Source organism: Rathayibacter iranicus NCPPB 2253 = VKM Ac-1602 (assembly GCF_003149025.1).
Taxonomy (GTDB): Bacteria; Actinomycetota; Actinomycetes; order Actinomycetales; family Microbacteriaceae; genus Rathayibacter; species Rathayibacter iranicus.
Genome location: NZ_QGDV01000016.1, coordinates 38,342 through 58,200, shown reverse-complemented (window position 1 = coordinate 58,200; position 19,859 = coordinate 38,342). Strand labels below are relative to the sequence as shown.

The window sequence follows — 19,859 nt, the reverse complement described above, 5'->3', positions numbered from 1 at the left end:
CTCGATTCTCAGTCGATACGCCCGGGCTGAGCGTCGTCGTCGATCACGGAGCCATCGGCCGCGGCCCAAGCGGTCATCCCCGCCTCGACGTTCGCCGTCTCGTAGCCCGCACCGGCGAGAGCCTGCGCGACTCTCGCCGAGCGCACGCCAGAGTGGCAGACAACGAGGATCGGCACGTCGGCCGGCAATTCGGCTTGTCGCTGTCCAATCTCGCCCATCGGAATGTGGTGGGCACCGGGAGCGTGGCCGAGCGCCCACTCGTGCGGCTCGCGGACATCGAGCAGCCAGACCTCATCGCGTTCGACGAGGCCGACCGCGTCGGCGGCGGACACCTGGGCGTAGTCGGCCATCGGTCAGCCCTGCACTGCCGGCATGGCAGGTGCGGTGGCCTTCGCGCGCGCCGAATCCACGCGCTTATCGTGCTTGGCGATCTCGGACTCGCGACTGCGCAGCTGAGCGTAGAGCGGAGCCGCGACGAAGATCGTCGAGTAGGTGCCGACGATGATGCCGATCAGCAGCGCGAGGGAGATATCGCGCAGCGTGCCGGCACCGAGGACGAAGGCACCGATCACGAGGATCGCGGCGACCGGAAGCGCGGCGACAATCGACGTGTTGATCGAGCGCACGAGGGTCTGATTCTCGGCCAGATTCACCGTCTCGGAGAACGTGCGCGTCGTGCTGCCCATTGCCTCCGCCGTGTTCTCCCGGATCTTGTCGAAGACCACCACGGTGTCATAGAGCGAGTAGCCCAGGATTGTCAACAAACCGATCACCGCCGCGGGCGAAACCTCGGTGCCGGTGATGCCATACACGCCAGCGACGATCACGAGGTCGTGCAGCAGCGCAACGATGGCGGCGAGCGACATCTTCCAGGTGCGGAAGTACGCCCACATCGCCAGAGCCGCCAGGACCACGAAAATCACGAGGCCGCGGATCGCCTGTTGAGTGATGTCGTTCCCCCACGCCGCGCCGATGAAGGAGGAAGCCACCTGCTCCGGCGGGACGCTGTATGCCTCCGAGAGCGCGTTGCGCACCGAGGTCGACTCATCGGTCGAGAGCTGACCGGTCTGCACGCGGATCGAGTTGTCGCCAACGATGGAGACGCGCGGCACGGTCTCAGGAGCCACCGAGGTCACCGCCTCCGTCGCCGTGGCCTGGTCAAGGCTCGACGGCGAGGAGACCGTGAACTGCGAACCACCGGTGAACTCGATGCCGAAGTTGAACCCGCCGCGCGCGACCGTGCCGAGCACGGTCATCAGGATGAGCACGAGTGAGATCAGGTACCAGGTGCGGCGCCGTCCGACGAAGTCGATCGAGCGCGCACCGGTGTAGAGGTCGTTCCCGAACTGCGAGAAGCTGGCCATCACGCGTCCTTCCCGGTCGATTCGGTGCTGGTGCGCGTGCGGGCCGCCTCGGCGGCCTTGCGCTCGGCGATGGTGTGGCGCCTGGCCGCCTCTCGGGCAGCCGACGCGCGCTTGCCTGCGACCACCTGGTCCTGCGGACGGAACGCCGCCCGACCACGGTAGACCGCTCCGAGCGCACGGGGATCAAGCCCGGACGCCCGGTGTCCCTCGGCGAAGAACGGTCTCGTCGCCATCAGCTGCAGGATTGGGTGCGTGAACAGTGCGACCACGACCAGGTCGATCAGCGTCGTGATGCCCAGTGTGAGCGCAAAGCCGCGCACACTGCCGACAGCGAGCACGAACAGGACGACGGCGGCAAGCAGGTTCACCATGTCCGAGGCGAAGATCGTGCGCAGCGCACGTCGCCAGCCCGCCTCCACCGCCGACTCCAGGCCGCGGCCGTCGCGCAGCTCGTCGCGGATCCGCTCGAAGTACACGATGAAGGAGTCGGCCGTGATGCCGATCGCGACGATCAAGCCCGCGACTCCCGCGAGTGAGAGGCGCAGTCCCTCCCGCCATGAGAGCAGAGTCACCACCAGATAGGTGACGACCGCGGCGACCACTAGCGACGCAATGGTCACGGCACCCAGCACACGGTATTGCGCAATCGAATAGAGGATGACCAGGAGGAGACCGATCACTCCCGCAAGAAGGCCGCTGGCTAGCTGTGCCGAGCCGAGCGTGGCCGAGATGCTGTCGGAACTTTGGACCTGGAAGCCGATCGGCAGCGCGCCGTATTTCAGCTGGTCCGCGAGAGTCTTCGACGACTCCTGCGTGAACGATCCCGAGATCTGCGCATTACCGTCCGTGATTGCGGCATTCGTCGAGGGCGCCGAAATGACGCGGCCGTCGAGGACGATCGCGAACTGGTTTTGCGCCCCCTGCAGTGCGACGAGGCGCGAGGTGACGTCGCCGAAGGCCCGGGTGCCCTGATCGCTGAACGACAGGTTGACCGCCCACGTGCCGGTGCTCGCTCCCGACGACGTGGTCATCAGGCCATTGGAGGCATCGGAGATGTCTTCGCCGGTGATCTCGACCGGACCAAGCACGTACTTGACGGCGCCGCTCGGATCGCAGGTGATCAGCGGCCGATCGGCCGGCGCGAGGTTCGGGTCCTGGTTGTTCAGGAAGGCGCAGTCGAACGAGGTGTACTGAGCCTGGAGCGCCGGCGTCAGGTAGGCAAGGTCGCTCGCGCTGGTCGGCGAGGACGTCGGCTCGGTGGCCAGTGACGGATCGACCGGAGTCGGTGTGGGCGAGGACGTGGCATCACCCCCGACCGCGGCGTTCGTGGCCTGGCTCGCGACGAGCACGGGCCGGAAGTCGAGCTTCGCCGAGGCCTCGATGCGCTGAAGCGTCTCGTCATCGGGGGTGCCGGGAATCGAGACGACGATGTTGCTGGAGCCCTGAGTGGTGATCTCGGCCTCGGAGACGCCGGACGCGTCGATCCGCTGGCGGATGATCGAGACGGCCTGGGTGAGTTGCTCCGAGGAGACAGTGTCGCCGTCGTTGAGCTGAGGCTGGAGGACGATCTGCGTTCCGCCCTCGAGATCGAGCGCGAGTTTGGGCGTCCACGACCCTCCACCCCAAAGGACAGCGGCAGTATTGAGTCCGACGAGAGCGAGGATCAGGACACCGAGCCAGCTCAACGAGCGGCGGGCCTTCCGGACGGGGGTTGATGCGGCCACCCAGGGCTCAGCTTTCTCTTCGGTCGTCGGTCATCGGCCCGGAATCGCCCGGACACGGAGAAGGGCGGGCGGGGCACCGAAGCGCCCTGCCCGCCCAGGACACTACTGCGCGTCCGGTCGGCGGTCGCGCTCGACCGGGTCGACCAGCGGGTCGCGGTGCGCGGAGTCGCGCTCGCCGAATTCGGGCGAACCGGTCGCAGTCAGCGGCTCGACCTCGTCGTCGGCCTCGGTGACGACGTCGTTCTCGCTTGGATCGATCAGGCGCGCGATGGCCTGACGGTGGATCGTGAGCAGCGTTCCGGGCGTCGACTCGATGACGATCTTGTTCGCTTCGTCGTCGATCGACACGACAGTGCCGAACAGCCCGGAACCGGTCATCAGCTCCACACCGGGAACGAGGTTGTTTTTCATGCTCTCCGCGTCGCGCTGGCGCTTCTTGTTGTTGCGGAACATGAAGATGACCATCACGACGAGCAGCAGGACGAGCAGGATGATCGTCGGATCCATGGGTGGGCCTTCCGGAGTGGAGTGGCGATCTGCCGCACGACCTCGGGTCGAGGAAGAGCAGATCGAGTGGCCCGTCGGGCCTACGAAATTATAGGTCATCCTCGAACAACGACTGCGGAGACACTGCCCCGCGCGGATCGATCCCGAAGTGCCGGTAGGCGGCCGACGTCGCCACGCGCCCTCGGGGCGTGCGGGTGAGCAGACCGATCCGAACCAGGAATGGCTCGACGACCGCCTCGACGGTCTCGGCCTCCTCCCCCACCGAAACTGCCAGGGTGTTCAACCCGACGGGACCGCCATCGAAGCGGGTCAGCACGATCTCCATCACGGCGCGGTCGAGCCGGTCGAGGCCGAGCGCGTCCACGTCGTAGAGATCGAGGGCGGCGCGGACGGCGGTGACGTCGGCTCGTCCCCCGTGCACGAGCGCGAAGTCGCGCACCCGCCGCAGCAAGCGGTTCGCGATGCGGGGGGTGCCCCGGCAGCGACCGGCGATCTCGGCCACCGCGTCCGCGTCGATGTCGAGTTCGAGCAGTCGCGCCGCGCGTGCGAGCACCTGCCGCAGCTCGTCCTCCGCATAGAACTCGAGATGTGCGGTGAAGCCGAAACGGTCGCGGAGCGGATTGGGCAGCAGACCTGAGCGGGTCGTCGCCCCGACGAGGGTGAACGGAGCGAGATCGAGCGGGACGGACGTGGCTCCCGCTCCCTTGCCCACCATGATGTCGATCCGGAAGTCTTCCATCGCGAGGTACAGCATCTCCTCCGCTGATCGCGCCATGCGGTGGATCTCGTCAATGAAGAGGATCTCGCCCGGCAGGAGCGACGAGAGCACGGCGGCGAGATCGCCCGCGTGCTGGATCGCAGGTCCGCTGGACAGGCGCAGCGGCGACGAACTCTCCTCCGCGACGATCATCGCGAGCGTGGTCTTGCCAAGACCGGGCGGGCCGGCGAGCAGGATGTGGTCGGGCGTGCGCCCCTGCATCGCCGCCGCCTTGAGCAGCAGCTCGAGCTGGCCGCGCACCTTCCGCTGGCCGACGAATTCGCTGAGACTCTTGGGGCGCAGCGCGCCCTCGAACGCAATCTCGGCCTCGGAGGCGACCTCGGGACCGAGCACGTCGTCCTCGCTCACGAGCGCGCCGCAGGGCCGAGGCGGGCGAGGGCGAGGCGGAGCAGGGCCTGCACATTCGCGGCGTCCGAGGCCTGCGCGTCGAGCAGGATCTCGTCCACGACGTCGGCGGCCGTGCGCTCGGGCCAACCCAGTCCGACGAGGGCCGAGAGGACGCTCTGCGCAGCGGTCGCCGTCGTGCCAGAGCCCCGCGCGGCTCGCGGGCGGACGGAGAGCTTGCCCGCCAGCGACAGGACGATGAGCTTCGCCGTCTTCGGGCCGATGCCGCTGACCTTGCGGAATACCGCGTCGTCCTCGTCGGCGACCGCCTGCGCGATGCGGTCCGGCTCAACTGCGCCGAGGACGCCGAGCGCCGACTTTGGGCCCACGCCCGTGACTCCAATCAGCAGCTCGAAGATTTCGAGCTGCTCCTCGTCCGGGAAGCCATAGAGGGTCAGTGAATCCTCGCGCACGAGAAGCACGGTGCTGACGGTCGTCTCGTCGCCGACGCGCATCTCGAGCGCGTGCTGAGGAGTCACGTTGACCGCGTATCCGACGCCGTGGACATCGAGCACGACGAGACTCCCCCGAGCGGAGAGGACGGTGCCGCGAAGGGAGGAGATCACCGCGCCAGTCTAGATGCTCGAACAGGCGTTCGAGTCGCGGCCTCCGCGGCGCGCCAGGCCCGCTGCGCCGCGGTCTCGTCACCGCTCGCTCCGGGCGCGGCCACGAGGGGCGCGCGCCAGGCGTGGCAGACGGCGAGCGCCAGAGCGTCCGCAGCATCGGCAGGAGTCGGCGGAGCGTCGAGGCGCAGGACCCGCTGGACCATCGCGGTCACCTGGCGCTTATCGGCCGCTCCGTAGCCGGTGACCGCGGCCTTCACTTCGCTCGGAGTGTGCATGCCGACAGGAAGACCGCGGCGAGCGGCGGCGACGAGCGCCACTCCACTGATCTGCGCGATGCCCATGACGGTGCGGACGTTATTCTGCGCAAAGACGCGCTCGAGGGCGACCGCGTCCGGCCTGTACTCATCGAGCAACGCCTCGATCCCGTCACCGAGGGCCAGGAGGCGGCGCTCGAGGAGGTCGCCGACCGGAGTGCGAAGGACGCTCACATGCACGAGGGTCGCGCGGCGGTCGCGGGCGACATCGACGATGCCCACGCCGCATCGGGTGAGCCCGGGGTCGATCCCCAGGACGCGCATCAGGGCATCCGCGAAGAATGGGCCGGGCTCACCGGGTCACTCCTCGTTCTCGAGTTCGGTGCGGACCTCGGCGGTGATGTCGAGGTTGGTATACACGTTTTGCACGTCGTCGGAGTCCTCGAGTGCGTCGATCAGGCGGAACACCTTGCGGGCAGTCTCGGCGTCGGCCTCGACCTGGAGCGAGGCGACGAACTCGACGTCCGCGGAGTCGTAGTCGATCCCTGCGTCCTGGAGGGCCGAGCGGGCAGGCACAAGCTCGCTCGGCTCGGTGCGGACCTCGAAGCTCTCGCCGTGGTCGATCACGTCATCGACGCCGAAGTCGAGGACGGCGCCGAGCACGTCATCCTCGGTCACGCTGTCTCCGTGCGGCACCGAGATGACGCCCTTGCGCGCAAAGTTGTAGGCGACGCTGCCCGGGTCGGCCATGGTGCCGCCATTGCGAGTCATCGCGGTGCGGACGTCGGCTGCGGCGCGGTTCTTGTTGTCGGTCAGGCACTCGACCAGAAGGGCGATGCCGTTCGGTCCATAGGCCTCGTACATGATGGTCGTGTAATCGATGACCTCGCCGGTGAGGCCCGCGCCGCGCTTGATCGCGCGGTCGATGTTGTCGTTCGGGACCGAGGTCTTCTTCGCCTTCTGCACGGCATCGACAAGCGTCGGGTTGCCGGAGAGGTCGGCACCGCCGATCTTGGCGGCCACCTCGATATTCTTAATCAGCTTGGCAAAGGACTTTGCGCGGCGCGAGTCCTTGATCGCCTTCTGGTGCTTGGTCGTGGCCCACTTGGAATGCCCGGACACGGTGCTCCCTCGGAAAGTTCGTTTCGTGCGACTCCCGCAGGACGCCGCTGATGGCTCGACCAGTGTAATCGGGCACTGCCGGGGTGGTCGGAGCCGCGCCCGAGGGCAGGGCCTGATACCAGCGCGGCGGTGGGATCGCGCACCGTCACCGAGGCGGGCGATCTCGTGGAGCGGTCGATCCGGGCCGAGTTCGCAGTAGCGCTCGGAGTGTCGGAGCGGGTCGCGTCGCTGGAGCTGGAGCAGGCGCAGGGGCTTGTCGAGGACTTGCCTTGCCTGCGGGCGGCCCTGGCGGCGGCGCGCATCCGCTGGGAGGCCGGTCAGGTGATCTGCGCCGTCGCGCGCACCCTGCCCGTCGACTCCCGGGCCCTGTTCGATCAGCAGGCCGTCGAAGCCGCAGCCTCAATGACCCCGACACAGCTGCGACGCGCCGTCATACGGCTTTGGGACCGGCGCAGATACAAGCCCCGCTCGATTCACTTCAGCAAGCGCGAGAGGACACGATCGGCCAGGAGCTTCCCGCCCGTCTGGCAGGTGGGGCAGTACTGGAGGCTGGAGTCGGCAAAGATCACCTGGCGAATCGTGTCACCACAGACGGGGCACGCTTCGCCGGGCCCTCGGCCCGAGCGAGCGCCTCCTCGAGGGTGTAGCGGAGCGCCGTGTACAGGCGCTCAAGCTCCTCGGGGGTGAGCGCGGCGGGCTTGAACGGTGATATGCGGGCCACGTGCAGAATCTCGTCGGAGTAGGCGTTGCCGATGCCCGCGATCCGAGACTGGTCGCGGAGGACGCCCTTGAGCTTCGCCCGGCCTGCGGTGGCAAGGATCGCGCCGAAGACCTCCTTCGTGAAGGCGGGATCGAGCGGATCCGGACCGAGCCGGGCGACACCCGGAACATCGAGCGGATCGGCGACGATCGAGAGCGCAAGGCTCTTCTTGGTGCCCGCCTCCGTCACGTCGAAGCCCGAGCCGTCGTCGAGAACCAACCGCGCGGCGAGCGGTCCGCGCCCCGGCTTCACCGGCACCGTCGGACGCTCGGGTCGCCATCGCACCCAGCCCGCGCGGGCGAGGTGGAGGAGCACGTGCGCGTCACCCACGGCGAGATCGAGGAATTTCCCGTGCCGCGTCACCGCATGGACCACCTGCCCGGATAGCGCAGACGGCGGGATCGCCACCGTCTTGAGCGCCGAGATCGCGAAGACGTCGAGCCTCGCGAGCACTCGGCCGCCCAGACGCGCATCCAAGTCGAGGACGAGCGCCTGCACCTCGGGAAGCTCTGGCATCCGATCAGCCTCCCGTGCCGAAACGCGTGGCTGCGACCTTTCGCAAGAACAGTTCGTGGAAGCGGTAGTCGCCGGTGATCTCCGGGTGGAACGCCGTGCCGAGCAGGTTGCCCTGCTCGACGGCAACGACCCTGCCGTCAGCGACACTGGCGAGCGCAGTCGCCCGCTCCCCCAGCTCCTCCACGACGGGCGCGCGGATGAACACGGCGTGCACAGGAGGGTCGCCGACGGCCGGCACGTCGAGATCGGTCTCGAAGGAGTCAAGCTGATTCCCGAACGCGTTGCGTCGCACCGCCACATCGAGCCCGCCGAAGCTGCGCTGCCCGTCAATCCGGTCGAGCACGCGGTCGGCGAGCATGATCAGGCCGGCGCAGGTGCCGTAAACGGGCAGCCCCGCCTCGATCGCCGCGACGATCGGCTCAGCCAGGCCGAAGAGGCGAGAGAGCTTGTCCATCACGGTCGACTCTCCGCCCGGAATGACCAGACCGGCGACGGAGGCGAGTTCTTCCGGACGACGCACGAGCACCACCTCGGCGCCGAGTTCGCGCAGCACCTGGGCGTGCTCACGGAAGTCGCCCTGTAGCGCGAGCACGCCGACGCGGAGCCCTTCGAGGGACTCCCGCGTCAGGCCGGCGCCGGCGAGCGGCGCGTCGGCGCTACCAGCCACGCTCGGCGAGGCGGTGGGGCGCGGGCACGTCGGCCACAGTGATACCGACCATCGCCTCGCCCAGGCCGCGCGATGCCTCCGCAACGACCTTCGGGTCATCGAAGAAGGTGGTCGCCTTCACGATTGCGGCGGCCCGCTTGGCGGGCTCGCCCGACTTGAAGACACCGGAGCCGACGAAGACGCCGTCCGCGCCAAGCTGCATCATCAAAGCGGCGTCGGCCGGAGTAGCGACCCCGCCCGCAGTGAACAGGACGACGGGAAGTTTGCCGGTCTGTGCGATCTCGACGACCAGATCGTAGGGCGCCTGCAACTCCTTGGCCGCGACGTAGAGTTCATCCTTCGTCATCGCCTTCAGGCGGTTGACCTCGGCCGAGATGGTGCGGATGTGCTTGGTCGCCTCCGAGACATCACCCGTGCCAGCCTCACCCTTCGAGCGGATCATGGCAGCGCCCTCGGTGATCCGGCGCAGCGCCTCGCCCAGGTTGGTCGCGCCGCAGACGAAGGGGACGGTGAACTTCCACTTATCGATGTGGTTTACGTAGTCGGCGGGCGAGAGCACCTCGGACTCGTCGATGTAGTCGACGCCGAGTTCCTGCAAGATCTGCGCTTCGACGAAGTGACCGATGCGCGCCTTCGCCATGACGGGGATAGAGACGGCCGAGACGATGCCGTCGATCAGGTCGGGATCGCTCATCCGGGCGACGCCGCCCTGCGAGCGGATGTCGGCGGGAACGCGTTCGAGCGCCATGACGGCGACTGCGCCAGCATCCTCCGCGATACGCGCCTGCTCGGCGGTGACGACATCCATAATGACGCCACCCTTGAGCATCTCGGCGAGCCCGCGCTTGACGCGGCTCGAGCCGAACTGCTCCGAGGCGGACGAGGACGAGGTGGTCGTGTCGGTCATGCTCGCGAGTCTACGAGATGTGGCTAGTTCTCCTCGCGTGGCCAGGCCGCCGCGAGGCTCGCCCGGACATCGCCCAGAAGCTGCGGGAGCGCCTTGGTCCTCGCGATGATCGGGAAGAAGTTGGCATCGGTCGCCCAGCGCGGCACCACGTGCTGGTGCAGGTGCGCGGCGATCCCGGCTCCCGCCACCGCGCCCTGATTCATCCCCAGATTGAAGCCATCGTTGTGAGACACGGAGCGGACCACCCGCATCGCGGTCTGCGTCAGCGATCCAATCTCGGCCACTTCCTCATCAGTGGCCTCGTCGTACAGCGGGATGTGACGGTACGGACACACCAGCAGGTGGCCGGAGTTGTACGGGAACAGGTTCAGCAGGACGTAGGCGTGCTCGCCGCGGGCGACGATCAGCGCCTCCTCGTCGCTCAGCGTGGGAGCGACACAGAAAGGGCAGTCGTCGGCTCCAGGCTGCCCCTTCTGGATGTACACCATCCGGTGCGGCGTCCACAGGCGCTGGAACTCATCCGGCACGCCGGCGAGGTGGGCCGAGCCCTCCGCTCCCGCGGGCGCGAGGTCCGGCACGCTCAGACCTGCGCCTTCGTGGCGACGGCCTCGCGGATGCGCGTGACAGCCTCGGCGAGCGGAATGCCGTTCTCCTGCGTCCCGTCGCGGAACCGGAAGCTAACAGCTCCGGCGTCGCGGTCCTTCTCCCCCACGATGATCTGGAACGGCACCTTCGCCAGGGTGGCGTTGCGGATCTTTTTCTGCATCCGGTCGCTGGAGTAGTCGATCTCGGCGCGGATGCCGGAGCGCTTGAGTTCGCCCACGACCTCCTCCAGGTAGGGCAGGTACTCGTCGGCGATGGGGATGCCCACCACCTGCACCGGCGACAGCCAGACCGGGAACGCTCCCGCGTAGTGCTCAGTGAGGATGGCGAAGAAGCGCTCGATGGAGCCGAAGAGCGCGCGGTGGATCATCACCGGCCGCTTCTTCGATCCGTCGGACGCCGTGTACTCGAGCTCGAAGCGCTCAGGCTGGTTGAAGTCGAGCTGGATCGTGGACATCTGCCACGTCCGACCGATCGCGTCGCGGGCCTGCACCGAAATCTTCGGGCCGTAGAACGCGGCTCCGCCCGGGTCGGGGACGAGTTCGAGCCCGGAGGCGACGGCGACCGCCCGCAACGACTCGATCGCCTCCTCCCACTGCTCGGGCGCACCGACGAACTTGGGATTGCCCTCCTCATTGGTGGAGAGCTCGAGGTAGAAGTCGTTGAGGCCGTAGTCGCGGAGCACCTGGAGAACGAATTCGAGGTTGCGCGTCAACTCGGCCGCGACGTCCTCCTGGGCCACGTAGATGTGCGCGTCGTCCTGCGTGAGCCCTCGCACCCGAGTAAGACCCTGGAGGGTGCCGCTCTTCTCGTACCGGTAGACGGTGCCGAATTCGGCTAAGCGCAGAGGCAGCTCGCGGTAGCTGCGGCCGCGCGAGCGGAAGATCAGGTTGTGGAACGGGCAGTTCATGGGCTTGAGGTAATAGTCCTGGCCCTGACGAGTGATCGTGCCGTCCTCGTCCCGCAGCTCGTCGAGGTGCATCGGGGGAAACATGCCCTCGGAGTACCACTGCAGGTGCCCGCTCGTCATGAACAGGTCACCCTTGGTGATGTGCGGCGTGTAGACCAGCTCGTAGTCGTGGGCGAGCAGCTGCTCCCGCATGTACTGCTCGATCTCGTAGCGGATGATGCCTCCCTTGGGGTGGAACACCGCCAGTCCGGACCCGATTTCGTCCGGGAACGAGAAGAGGTCGAGGTCGTGGCCGAGCTTGCGATGGTCCCGGCGCGCCGCCTCCTCAAGCCGCGCCTGGTGCGCGCGCAGCTCGTCCTTGGTGGGCCAGGCCGTGCCGTAGATGCGCTGGAGCTGCGGGTTCTTCTCCGAGCCGCGCCAGTAGGCAGCAGCGTTGCGGGTCAGCGCATAGCCGTTGCCGATCATGCGGGTGTTGGGCAGGTGCGGGCCGCGGCAGAGGTCCTTCCAGACCGTCTCGCCCGAGCGCGGGTCGACGTTCTCGTAGAGGGTGAGCTCGGCGCCGCCGACCTCGACGTTCTCGTCGTCGGCCCCGCCACCCTTGAGCCCGATCAGCTCGAGCTTGTACGGCTCGTCGGCGAGCTCGGTGCGTGCCTCCTCCTCCGTGACCACGCGGCGCACGAAGCGCTGGCCTTGGCGGATGATCCGATCCATTGCCTTGTCGAGCGCCTTCATCGCTTCGGGCGTGAACGGCTCCTCGACGTCGAAGTCGTAGTAGAAGCCGTCGGTGACCGGCGGGCCGATGCCCAGCTTCGCCTCCGGGTTCACCTGCTGCACGGCCTGCGCGAGCACGTGCGCCGCGGAGTGGCGGAGAATGTTCAGACCGTCGGGCGAGGAAATCAGCACGGGCTCGATACGGTCGCCCGGGACGACGTCCGCCGCCAGGTCTTTCAGCTCTCCGTTGACACGGATCGCGACGACCGCCCGATCGCTGAAGTGCGTGAATCCCGTGCCCGCCTCGGTGACAACCGAGTGGGACTCGATCTCTGCGGGATTCGACGGTTCGTTCGACACGGGCGGACACTCCTCGGGCTCGGTTGACCCCTCGACTGTAGTCGGCGGGAGGAGCGCTGAGATCGGGGAATCGAGTTCCCTCGCGAAGCACACCGAGTGCTCGGAGCCGGTGTAGGCACCGAACAGGGGGATCCGCGTGTAGCCCTCGCGGGCGTAGAAGCGCATCGCGTCGGGCTGGAGCGTCCCGGTCTCGAGCACCAGGCGCATCGTCCCCCACCGCACCGCCCGCTCCTCAAGGGCCCGGAGCACGGCGGTCGCCGCTCCGGTGCCGCGAGCTGACGGGTCAACGAACATCCGCTTGACTTCGATCGCACCCGCGCCGAGCACGTCCTCCGTGAGCGGACGCAGGCCCCCGCACGCCAGTGCCGTGCCCCGTTCATCGCGGGCGAGAAGGAAGACGGGGACGTCCTCGGCCGATGGGGCGATGCCCGGCTCGTGGTCGTCGGTGCCGTAGCGCAGGTCCAGCTCACGGCGTTGCGCGGCGCGAAGGCGCTCCGCGTCGGCGTGCGTCCAAGCCACCTCTTCGATCGTCCACGTCATCGCGGCTCCTCCCGGACGCGCCGAGGGCGTCGACCACGCCCATTCTGCCGCCCTTCGCTCCGCTTTAGACTCGGCGCATGCCCGACGACTCCGTCTTCATTCCCCCGCCCGGCTGGTATCCGCACCCCGCCGACGTCGGCTCGGAGCTGTACTGGGACGGCGCGGCCTGGACCGACCGCTCCCGGCCGTCCTCTCCCACTCCGATGCCTGCTGACGGCACTCCCGAGGCGACTGTGGAGCAGGAGCTATACGCCTACCCATCCGCTCCGTCGTCGTCCGCCAGCCGCAATCCGATGGCTGTCGCGAGCCTTGTCCTCGGCATCATCAGCCTCCTGATCAATCCGCTGCTGGTGCCCTCGATCCTGGCGATCGTCTTTGCCGCGCGCGGCCGGGCGGCCGCCGCGATCGTCGGAGGCGGACGGGGACTCGCCACAGCCGGTCTGGTCATCGGGATCCTCGGCCTGGTCTCGGGCGTCGTCAACTTCGTCAGCAACATCTTCTCCGAGCTTTCCGGCTGACCGTGGTGCGCGCACCCTGGCTCTTCGTCGTCGCGGTCGCCCTCGCCGCTCTGATTCTTCGCGGTCCTCTCGTCGCCGTCGCTCCGGTGATCGACGCCGTCCGCGGCGATCTCGCCCTTTCTTCCGGCCAAGCGGGAGTGCTCACGAGCATCCCCGTGCTCTGTTTCGCCCTCGCGACTCCACTCGCTCTCCTCGTGATCCGCCGAGCAGGTCCGGATGCGGCTGTGACGGTGACGGTCCTCGGAGTGGCACTGGGCACGATCGTCCGCTCGGCCGGCGATATCGTCGCCGTGGTGGCGGGCACGGTGGTGATCGGCGTCTTCATCACGATCGGAAACGTCGTGCTCCCTGTCGTGATCCGCCGCGATGTGTCTCCCGAACGGGTCGACCTGACCACGGGCGTCTACACCGCAGCACTCAACCTCGGCTCGACGATCACGTCGCTCGGCACGGCACCCCTGGCCCTCGCACTCGGGTGGCGTGGCGCCCTGCTGGTCTGGCTCGGCCTGAACGTGCTGGCCCTCGCTGGCTGGCTCCTCGCCGTCGGCCCTCGCGCGGCTCTGCGGCCGGCACCGCGACGTGTCCGCAGCGGCACCCAAGCGGAGCCCGCGCCGAGGATCTGGCGCAGCGCGACAGTTCTCACGCTCGCGCTGTGCTTCTCGAGTCAGGCCTTCTCGTACTACGGGGTGACCGCCTGGCTTCCCTCCCTGCTGGTCGACCGCAACGGCTTCTCGATCGCGACAGCCGGAGCGAGTTCCTCGGTCTTTCAGCTCGCGGCGGTCGTCGGTGCGCTGGGGATCCCCCTCCTGGTGCGTCGGCTCGGCCCTCGTGGCAGCATCGTCCTGGTCGGCCTACTCTGGTGCACGGTTCCGACAGGGCTACTCCTGGCGCCGCACCTCTGGGCACTCTGGTGTGTGCTTGGAGGCGTGGCGCAGGGCGGCGGCTTCACCGTCGTCTTCGTGCTCGTCGTGCGGCTCTCGCGCTCGGATGCACACGCCTCACGGCTCTCCGCCACAGTGCAGGGCATCGGCTACGCGGTCGCTGCGACGGCACCGACGGTGATCGGATTCGCTCACGACGCCAGCGGTGGCTGGGACGTGCCACTGCTGACGGTGCTCGCCGCCACCTGCTCGTTCCTCCTCTTCGGCGCACTCGCCGCTCGCCCCTCCCGTCAAGGGGGCCATGCCTCCCCCCACTGACCCGTAGCGTGTCCGCATGTCCGAGCAGAGCACGACCCGCGAGAAGACCGCTCCCGACCCTGACGATGCCCGCAAGCCGGATGACATCACCGACATCACGAAGCGGTCGTGGTTTTACGTGCTGAAGAAAACGGCGCGCGAGTTCGGCGCCGACCAGTGCACTGACCTTGCCGCCGCGCTGACCTACTACGCGGTCCTCGCCCTGTTCCCTGCGCTGCTCGCGATCGTCTCGGTGCTCGGCCTCTTCGGGCAGGCGCAAGCCACGACCGACCTCGTCCTCAACCTGGTCGGCAATCTCGCGTCCGCTCAGGTGGTCGACCTGCTGCGAGAGCCGATCCAGTCGCTCACCGGATCCTCCGCCGCTGGCCTCGCTTTCGTGACAGGTGTGGTCGGCGCTCTCTGGTCCGCCTCGGGCTACGTCGGTGCTTTCGGCCGCGCTATGAACCGGGTGTACCAGATCGACGAGGGGCGTCCGTTCTGGAAACTCCGCCCCACGATGCTCGGAGTGACCGTTGTCACCGTCGTGCTTATCGTGATTGCCGCGCTGATCCTGGTCGTGAGCGGACCGGTCGCCACCGCTGTGGGCGACGTCATCGGCCTCGGCCCGGCAGCCTTGACCGTCTGGAACATCGCCAAGTGGCCGGTACTCGTGATCATCGCCGTCCTGACGGTCGCGATCCTCTACTACTGGGCGCCGAACATCCGTCAGCCGAAGTTCCGCTGGATGAGCCTCGGCTCGGTCCTGGCACTGGTGATCTGGCTCGTCGCCTCCACTGGTTTCGCCTTCTACGTGGCCAACTTCTCCAACTACAACAAGACCTACGGGTCCCTGGGCGCCGTGATCGTCTTCCTCCTCTGGATCTGGATCACCAACATCGCTCTGCTCTTCGGCGCGGAGTTCGATGCCGAACTCGAGCGCGGCCGGGAGCTTCAGGCGGGCATCGAGGCGGAGGAAACCATCCAGCTGCCCCCGCGCGACACGGCAGCGAGCGACAAAAAGGCGAATGCGCACGAAAAGGATGTGCGTGACGGCCGCTGGCTCCGACTCACGAGTGAGAACCGCGACGGAGCAGGGCCGCGCACGGACGACGAAGCGGCGCAAAAAGACTGATTTGAGGCGCAATAGCCGGCTCAGGAGGCCAAAAAGCGCGAATCTGAGAGGATTCACGTCCTGCAATTCGCGCCACGTGCATCCTCTCTGCCTCGCAGTCGTACCCTGTCGGTCGTGCCGGGCAGCCGCCCGGCGCGACCCGGTGACGAGGGAGCCTCCGTGAAGCAGAGCGACACCGACTACGACGGGCCCTCGCAGCCCGACTTCTCGAGGGAACAGGAGGGCTACCGCCCCGGACTCAAGCCCCGGCAGTTGCAGATGATCGCAATCGGAGGCGCCATCGGCACAGGCCTGTTCCTCGGTGCCGGCGGTCGCCTCGCGTCGGCGGGACCCTCGCTGGTGATCGTCTACGCGGTCTGCGGTGTTTTCGCCTATCTGATCCTTCGCGCCCTCGGCGAACTCGTGCTGCACCGGCCAAGTTCCGGGTCCTTCATCTCCTACGCTCGCGAGTTCCTCGGCGAGAAAGCGGCCTTCATCGCCGGCTGGATGTACTTCCTCAACTGGGCGATGACGGCGATCGCCGACGTCACCGCGGTCGCCCTCTACGTGAAGTACTGGGCGATGTTCTCCTCGGTGCCGCAGTGGCTCCTCGCGCTCATCGCCCTGGTCGTCGTGCTCTCGCTCAACCTGGTCTCGGTGAAGGTCTTCGGCGAACTCGAGTTCTGGTTCGCACTCATCAAGGTCACCGCGCTCGTGGTGTTCCTCATTGTCGGCGTGGTCGTGTTGGCCGCGGGCTGGCCGCTTCACGCCGGCGGCACGACCGTCGAGCCTGGCATCAGCCTGTGGAACGACAACGGAGGCATCCTCCCGGGCGGCCTCATCGCCAGCGTCCTCGTCGTGCAGGGTGTCGTCTTCGCCTACTCGGGCGTCGAACTCGTCGGCACCGCGGCGGGCGAAACGGCCGAGCCGGCGAAGGTCATCCCGCGCGCGATCAACTCGGTGATCCTTCGCATCGCCGTCTTCTACGTCGGCTCGGTCCTGCTCCTCACCCTCCTGCTGCCCTTCACGGCCTACTCGAAAGACCAAAGCCCGTTCGTCACCTTTTTCAGCAGCCTCGGCGACGGTTCCTTCGGCGAGATCGCGGGCTCGATCATGAACTTCGTGGTCCTGACCGCCGCCCTCTCGAGCATCAACGCCGGGCTCTACTCCACCGGCCGCATCCTGCGCTCGATGGCGCTCAACGGCTCCGCCCCGCGCTTCACCGGGAAGATGAACGCGCAGGGAGTACCGTTCGGAGGCATTCTCCTCACCGCGAGCATCACGCTGGTCGGCATCGTGCTCAATCTCTTCGTCCCGAAACAGGCGTTCGAGATCGTGCTGAACGTCTCGGCCCTGGGCATCGTCACGGGCTGGGGGATGATCGTGCTCTGCCAGATGCAGCTGCAGCGCTGGGCCGCGCAGGGGCGGCTTACGCGTCCGAGCTTCCGAATGCCCGGAGCCCCGGTCACCTCGTGGATCACGTTGACGTTCCTGGTCGTGGTGGTGCTGCTGATCGCGGCCGATTTCCCGACCGGTACCTGGACCGTCGGCATCGTCGCGGTCGTCGGCGTGCCCGCACTCATCATCGGCTGGAACGTCGCGAAGCCGCGGATTTTGGCAATCGCTGCCGCCCGCGACGGATTCACCGGGGCGAACCCCGTCGTCGCCGCGCGGCCGGCCTCCGAAGCGAAGCGTGACGACAACGTCCGCTGGCGGGAGTAGTTGCGCGCCAGCAGCGTCTCTCAGCGCCGACGCAGATAGCGCAGCAGGAGTACGTCTCCCGCCGTGAGGACGTGCGCCAGGCGCTGCTCGCGCGCGTGCGGAATCGGCCCGCGTGCCACCCGGCCCGACTCCCCCGCCTCGAGTGTCGGGCTGATCGTCAGGCACAATTCGTCGACGGCGTCCGCGGCCAGCAGCGCGCCGAGCAGCGACGGTCCGCCCTCGCAGTGAATCCGACCGAGAGCCCGCTCGGCGAGCTGCGCGCGCATCCGCCCAACATCGAGTGCGTCCTCACCGCAGACGAGGACGTCCGCGACCGCCGCCAGCTCCGAGCGTCGGCGCGCCGGCGACGAGCCGATGGTCACGACCACGGGACGCACCGGCGCCTCGGTGAACACTCGTGAGGCGGGATCGAGATCGAGTGAGCCCGACACGATCGCAAATACGGGATGCGGCGGCAGGCCCGCCACGCGACGCGCCACCGCGGCCTCGTCCCCGAGGACCATCGGACCGTATCCCTCCGCCCGCACGGTCCCGGCAGCGACCAGCACGACGTCAGCAAGTCGGCGGAGGAGGGCGAAGACGCGCAGGTCGGCCTCGCCGCCCAGGTCCCCCGACACCTCGCCGCGGGTGACCGCTCCGTCGATGCTCGAGACGAAGTTGACCCGCAGCCACTCCTTCTTCGACTCGTCCGCATACAGCGCGAGCAATGACTCGTCCGAGAGGTTCAGCGCGGCCGGCACGAGCCCGTCGATCCGGGCGCTCACGCCGTCGGCTCCACGTTGTGGCGGAGGTACGCCGGCGCTCGCCAGCCCAGTACCGCCTCCGTGAGCCGGACCGCGTCGACTGCCTGACGCACATCGTGCATTCGGACAATCCGCGCACCGTGGAGGATGCAGATCACGGCCGCGGCGAGAGAGCCCTCGAGCCGTTCCCCCTGCGGCCGATCGAGAGTCTCGCCAATGAAGTCCTTATTTGAGACGGCGGCGAGCACCGGATACCCGAGCGATGTCAGCTCGGCAAGACGCCGAGTCAACTCCAGCGTGTGCAGCGTGTTCTTGTTGAGGTCGTGCCCCGGATCGACGATGATCCGCTCGGCGGACACACCCGCGGCCCGCGCCTGCTCCGCCTTGGCGCGCAGGTACTCGACGACGGTCGACACGACATCGTCGTACTCGGGCCGGGCGGGCTCGCTGCGCGGCGCACCGAGGCTATGGGTGATCACGAGCGACGCGGAGGAGGCGGCGAGCACGGCCAACATCCTCGGGTCGTGCAGACCGCTGGTGTCATTGATGACGGAGGCTCCCGCCGCGATGCTCGCCAGGGCTACGTCGGAACGTGTCGTGTCGACGGAGACGACCACGTCACTCCGCTCGGCAATGCCGGACACCACCGGCACCACTCGGTCGAGTTCCTCCTGCAGCGAGACGGCCGGCCCACGGCCGAAGGGCACTCCGCCGATATCGACCCAGTCGGCACCCTGCTCAGCGGCGCGGATGGCCGCTGCCACCGCCCTGTCCAGGGCGAAGGTCGAGCCCCTGTCGTAGAAGGAGTCGGGCGTGCGGTTCACGACCGCCATCACGGCGACCTGCCGCTCGAAGTCGAACGCGCGTCCGCCGATGCTCCGCGTGGTCATGCCGCTCACCCTAGACGAGAACCCCCGGCCGAAGCCGGGGGTTCTGGTGGTGGGCGATACTGGGATCGAACCAGTGACCTCTTCCGTGTCAGGGAAGCGCGCTACCGCTGCGCCAATCGCCCGTTGCTCCCTGCGGAGCGCCTCGCTCGGTGAACGATCGAGGTGGATACGGGATTCGAACCCGTGTATACGGCTTTGCAGGCCGCTGCCTCGCCTCTCGGCCAATCCACCGTGCATGTTCCACCGTGTACGGGATTCGGTGTCGGTGGCCCGAGGACCGACCGGGTGGGACGCACCCTGGGGTGCCTTCCCGATGACACCCGTCATAAGACGGGTATTCGAGCGGATGACGAGATTCGAACTCGCGACCCTCACCTTGGCAAGGTGATGCGCTACCGCTGCGCCACATCCGCATGTAGGTCGTACTGGTGATGCTGTTTCGGTGATGCTGTTTTCTTTTGTCGCTTCCCGACGCGACCTAGAAGAATGTATACGACCCGCGGCCGAGTTTCCAAATCGAACGGAGTGCGGGCGCGGCGTGGCGTCGTGACGCAGACGGGGCCGATGGATCCGCTACTATCGTCTCTCGGGTCGCCTCAAGCGGCCCGTTCGGGCGATTGGCGCAGTTGGTAGCGCGCTTCCTTCACACGGAAGAGGTCATCGGTTCGAGTCCGGTATCGCCCACCGCAGGAAAAACCTGGTCAGCCTGGAAATTCTGGCTTCACCGGCACTGAGTGCCAGCCGTCAGTTCGGATTTTGGACACAGTTTGGCCACTTTCCTGCGACGTCATCGCTCGTTAGTCGGGTTTGGATACCAGTTGGGAACGACGATCTCGGCGTCCAAACCATGTCCGAGGATGCCTCGGGGCCGCGAGAGGCCACCGCGCTCGGCGTTCGCGACAGGTGAGGTCGGGAACTCCATGCTCACGACCTCTGCCAGGTCGCTGGCTCGTAACACGCCCCAGGCCGAATGGGCCGCGGTAGCCGTCAAAGCTGCGTGACGACGTCGGCCGTACTCAGCTTC

General features: G+C 67.7%; 19 protein-coding genes, 4 tRNA genes and 2 pseudogenes. 5 read left to right on the top strand and 20 right to left on the bottom strand.

What is annotated here, in order from left to right; all coding sequences use genetic code 11:
* Nucleotides 1–8: 8 nt before the first annotated feature.
* From B0H03_RS13705 to B0H03_RS17530, 14 genes and pseudogenes are all read right to left on the bottom strand, one after another.
* Nucleotides 9–350 (bottom strand): rhodanese-like domain-containing protein, encoded by a 342-nt coding sequence (locus tag B0H03_RS13705; protein WP_104264147.1) that lies wholly within the window; start codon nucleotides 348–350, stop codon nucleotides 9–11.
* 3 nt (nucleotides 351–353) lie between these two features.
* A complete protein-coding gene (gene secF, locus B0H03_RS13700; protein ID WP_104264146.1) occupies nucleotides 354–1,364 on the bottom strand; it encodes a protein translocase subunit SecF in 1,011 nt (336 codons plus the stop codon).
* Nucleotides 1,364–3,088, bottom strand: coding sequence for a protein translocase subunit SecD (gene secD / locus B0H03_RS13695; protein ID WP_104264145.1), 1,725 nt, complete (start codon nucleotides 3,086–3,088; stop codon nucleotides 1,364–1,366). The genes secF and secD overlap by 1 nt, the downstream gene beginning before the upstream one ends.
* Nucleotides 3,089–3,190: 102 nt before the next feature.
* The gene (gene yajC / locus B0H03_RS13690; RefSeq protein WP_160487368.1) at nucleotides 3,191–3,595 is read right to left on the bottom strand and encodes a preprotein translocase subunit YajC; all 405 of its coding nucleotides are present in this window, start codon (nucleotides 3,593–3,595) and stop codon (nucleotides 3,191–3,193) included.
* Nucleotides 3,596–3,683: 88 nt separating this feature from the next.
* Nucleotides 3,684–4,721: a Holliday junction branch migration DNA helicase RuvB gene (gene ruvB / locus B0H03_RS13685; protein ID WP_104264143.1), complete on the bottom strand. Its 1,038-nt coding sequence runs from the start codon at nucleotides 4,719–4,721 to the stop codon at nucleotides 3,684–3,686.
* Nucleotides 4,718–5,323, bottom strand: a complete 606-nt coding sequence (gene ruvA / locus B0H03_RS13680) for a Holliday junction branch migration protein RuvA (protein ID WP_104264142.1) — start codon at nucleotides 5,321–5,323, stop codon at nucleotides 4,718–4,720. Before ruvA ends, ruvB begins: the two co-directional genes overlap by 4 nt.
* On the bottom strand, nucleotides 5,320–5,901 hold the full coding sequence (gene ruvC, locus B0H03_RS13675; protein WP_104264141.1) for a crossover junction endodeoxyribonuclease RuvC: 582 nt from the start codon (nucleotides 5,899–5,901) through the stop codon (nucleotides 5,320–5,322). Before ruvC ends, ruvA begins: the two co-directional genes overlap by 4 nt.
* 36 nt (nucleotides 5,902–5,937) lie before the next feature.
* Complete coding sequence (locus tag B0H03_RS13670) at nucleotides 5,938–6,699, bottom strand: YebC/PmpR family DNA-binding transcriptional regulator (protein ID WP_104264140.1); 762 nt, start codon at nucleotides 6,697–6,699, stop codon at nucleotides 5,938–5,940.
* 473 nt (nucleotides 6,700–7,172) lie between these two features.
* Nucleotides 7,173–7,975, bottom strand: a pseudogene (locus B0H03_RS13660) (DNA-formamidopyrimidine glycosylase family protein).
* A gap of 4 nt (nucleotides 7,976–7,979) precedes the next feature.
* On the bottom strand, nucleotides 7,980–8,642 hold the full coding sequence (pdxT, locus tag B0H03_RS13655; protein ID WP_241560382.1) for a pyridoxal 5'-phosphate synthase glutaminase subunit PdxT: 663 nt from the start codon (nucleotides 8,640–8,642) through the stop codon (nucleotides 7,980–7,982).
* Nucleotides 8,632–9,549 carry a pyridoxal 5'-phosphate synthase lyase subunit PdxS gene (pdxS, locus tag B0H03_RS13650; protein WP_104264138.1) on the bottom strand — a complete coding sequence of 306 codons (918 nt, stop codon included), beginning with the start codon at nucleotides 9,547–9,549 and terminating at the stop codon, nucleotides 8,632–8,634. The genes pdxT and pdxS overlap by 11 nt, the downstream gene beginning before the upstream one ends.
* A gap of 23 nt (nucleotides 9,550–9,572) precedes the next feature.
* Complete coding sequence (locus tag B0H03_RS13645; RefSeq protein WP_104264137.1) at nucleotides 9,573–10,127, bottom strand: HIT family protein; 555 nt, start codon at nucleotides 10,125–10,127, stop codon at nucleotides 9,573–9,575.
* A 2-nt stretch (nucleotides 10,128–10,129) separates the two neighbouring features.
* Nucleotides 10,130–12,103, bottom strand: coding sequence for a threonine--tRNA ligase (gene thrS, locus B0H03_RS13640; protein WP_419956916.1), 1,974 nt, complete (start codon nucleotides 12,101–12,103; stop codon nucleotides 10,130–10,132).
* A 177-nt stretch (nucleotides 12,104–12,280) separates the two neighbouring features.
* A pseudogene (locus B0H03_RS17530) lies at nucleotides 12,281–12,673 on the bottom strand (GNAT family N-acetyltransferase); the annotation flags it as partial.
* A gap of 77 nt (nucleotides 12,674–12,750) precedes the next feature.
* On the opposite strand from B0H03_RS17530, the gene B0H03_RS13635 reads away from it, so the two are divergent.
* The 4 genes from B0H03_RS13635 to B0H03_RS13620 all read left to right on the top strand — a co-directional run bounded on the left by B0H03_RS13635 (nucleotide 12,751) and on the right by B0H03_RS13620 (nucleotide 17,202).
* Nucleotides 12,751–13,191 carry a DUF2510 domain-containing protein gene (locus B0H03_RS13635; RefSeq protein ID WP_104264135.1) on the top strand — a complete coding sequence of 147 codons (441 nt, stop codon included), beginning with the start codon at nucleotides 12,751–12,753 and terminating at the stop codon, nucleotides 13,189–13,191.
* Nucleotides 13,192–13,196: 5 nt separating this feature from the next.
* Nucleotides 13,197–14,390, top strand: coding sequence for an MFS transporter (locus tag B0H03_RS13630; RefSeq protein ID WP_241560381.1), 1,194 nt, complete (start codon nucleotides 13,197–13,199; stop codon nucleotides 14,388–14,390).
* Nucleotides 14,391–14,406: 16 nt separating this feature from the next.
* The gene (locus B0H03_RS13625) at nucleotides 14,407–15,501 is read left to right on the top strand and encodes a YihY/virulence factor BrkB family protein (RefSeq protein WP_104264133.1); all 1,095 of its coding nucleotides are present in this window, start codon (nucleotides 14,407–14,409) and stop codon (nucleotides 15,499–15,501) included.
* Nucleotides 15,502–15,660: 159 nt separating this feature from the next.
* Complete coding sequence (locus tag B0H03_RS13620) at nucleotides 15,661–17,202, top strand: amino acid permease (protein WP_241560380.1); 1,542 nt, start codon at nucleotides 15,661–15,663, stop codon at nucleotides 17,200–17,202.
* Between the two features lie 20 nt (nucleotides 17,203–17,222).
* Here B0H03_RS13620 and B0H03_RS13615 read toward each other — a convergent pair whose 3' ends face one another.
* The 5 genes from B0H03_RS13615 to B0H03_RS13595 form a co-directional block, all read right to left on the bottom strand.
* Nucleotides 17,223–17,966, bottom strand: coding sequence for a pyrimidine reductase family protein (locus B0H03_RS13615; RefSeq protein ID WP_104264132.1), 744 nt, complete (start codon nucleotides 17,964–17,966; stop codon nucleotides 17,223–17,225).
* A complete protein-coding gene (gene folP, locus B0H03_RS13610; RefSeq protein WP_104264131.1) occupies nucleotides 17,963–18,835 on the bottom strand; it encodes a dihydropteroate synthase in 873 nt (290 codons plus the stop codon). Before folP ends, B0H03_RS13615 begins: the two co-directional genes overlap by 4 nt.
* Before the next feature lie 47 nt (nucleotides 18,836–18,882).
* A tRNA-Val gene (locus B0H03_RS13605) sits at nucleotides 18,883–18,957 on the bottom strand.
* 38 nt (nucleotides 18,958–18,995) lie between these two features.
* Nucleotides 18,996–19,066, bottom strand: a tRNA-Cys gene (locus tag B0H03_RS13600).
* A gap of 110 nt (nucleotides 19,067–19,176) precedes the next feature.
* A tRNA-Gly gene (locus B0H03_RS13595) sits at nucleotides 19,177–19,248 on the bottom strand.
* Between the two features lie 198 nt (nucleotides 19,249–19,446).
* Between B0H03_RS13595 and B0H03_RS13590 the strand changes: the two genes are divergently transcribed.
* Nucleotides 19,447–19,519: transfer RNA gene (locus B0H03_RS13590), tRNA-Val, on the top strand.
* 103 nt (nucleotides 19,520–19,622) lie between these two features.
* On the opposite strand, the gene B0H03_RS17285 is transcribed toward B0H03_RS13590, so the two are convergent.
* Nucleotides 19,623–19,757: a hypothetical protein gene (locus tag B0H03_RS17285; RefSeq protein WP_272914914.1), complete on the bottom strand. Its 135-nt coding sequence runs from the start codon at nucleotides 19,755–19,757 to the stop codon at nucleotides 19,623–19,625.
* Nucleotides 19,758–19,859 lie beyond the last annotated feature (102 nt).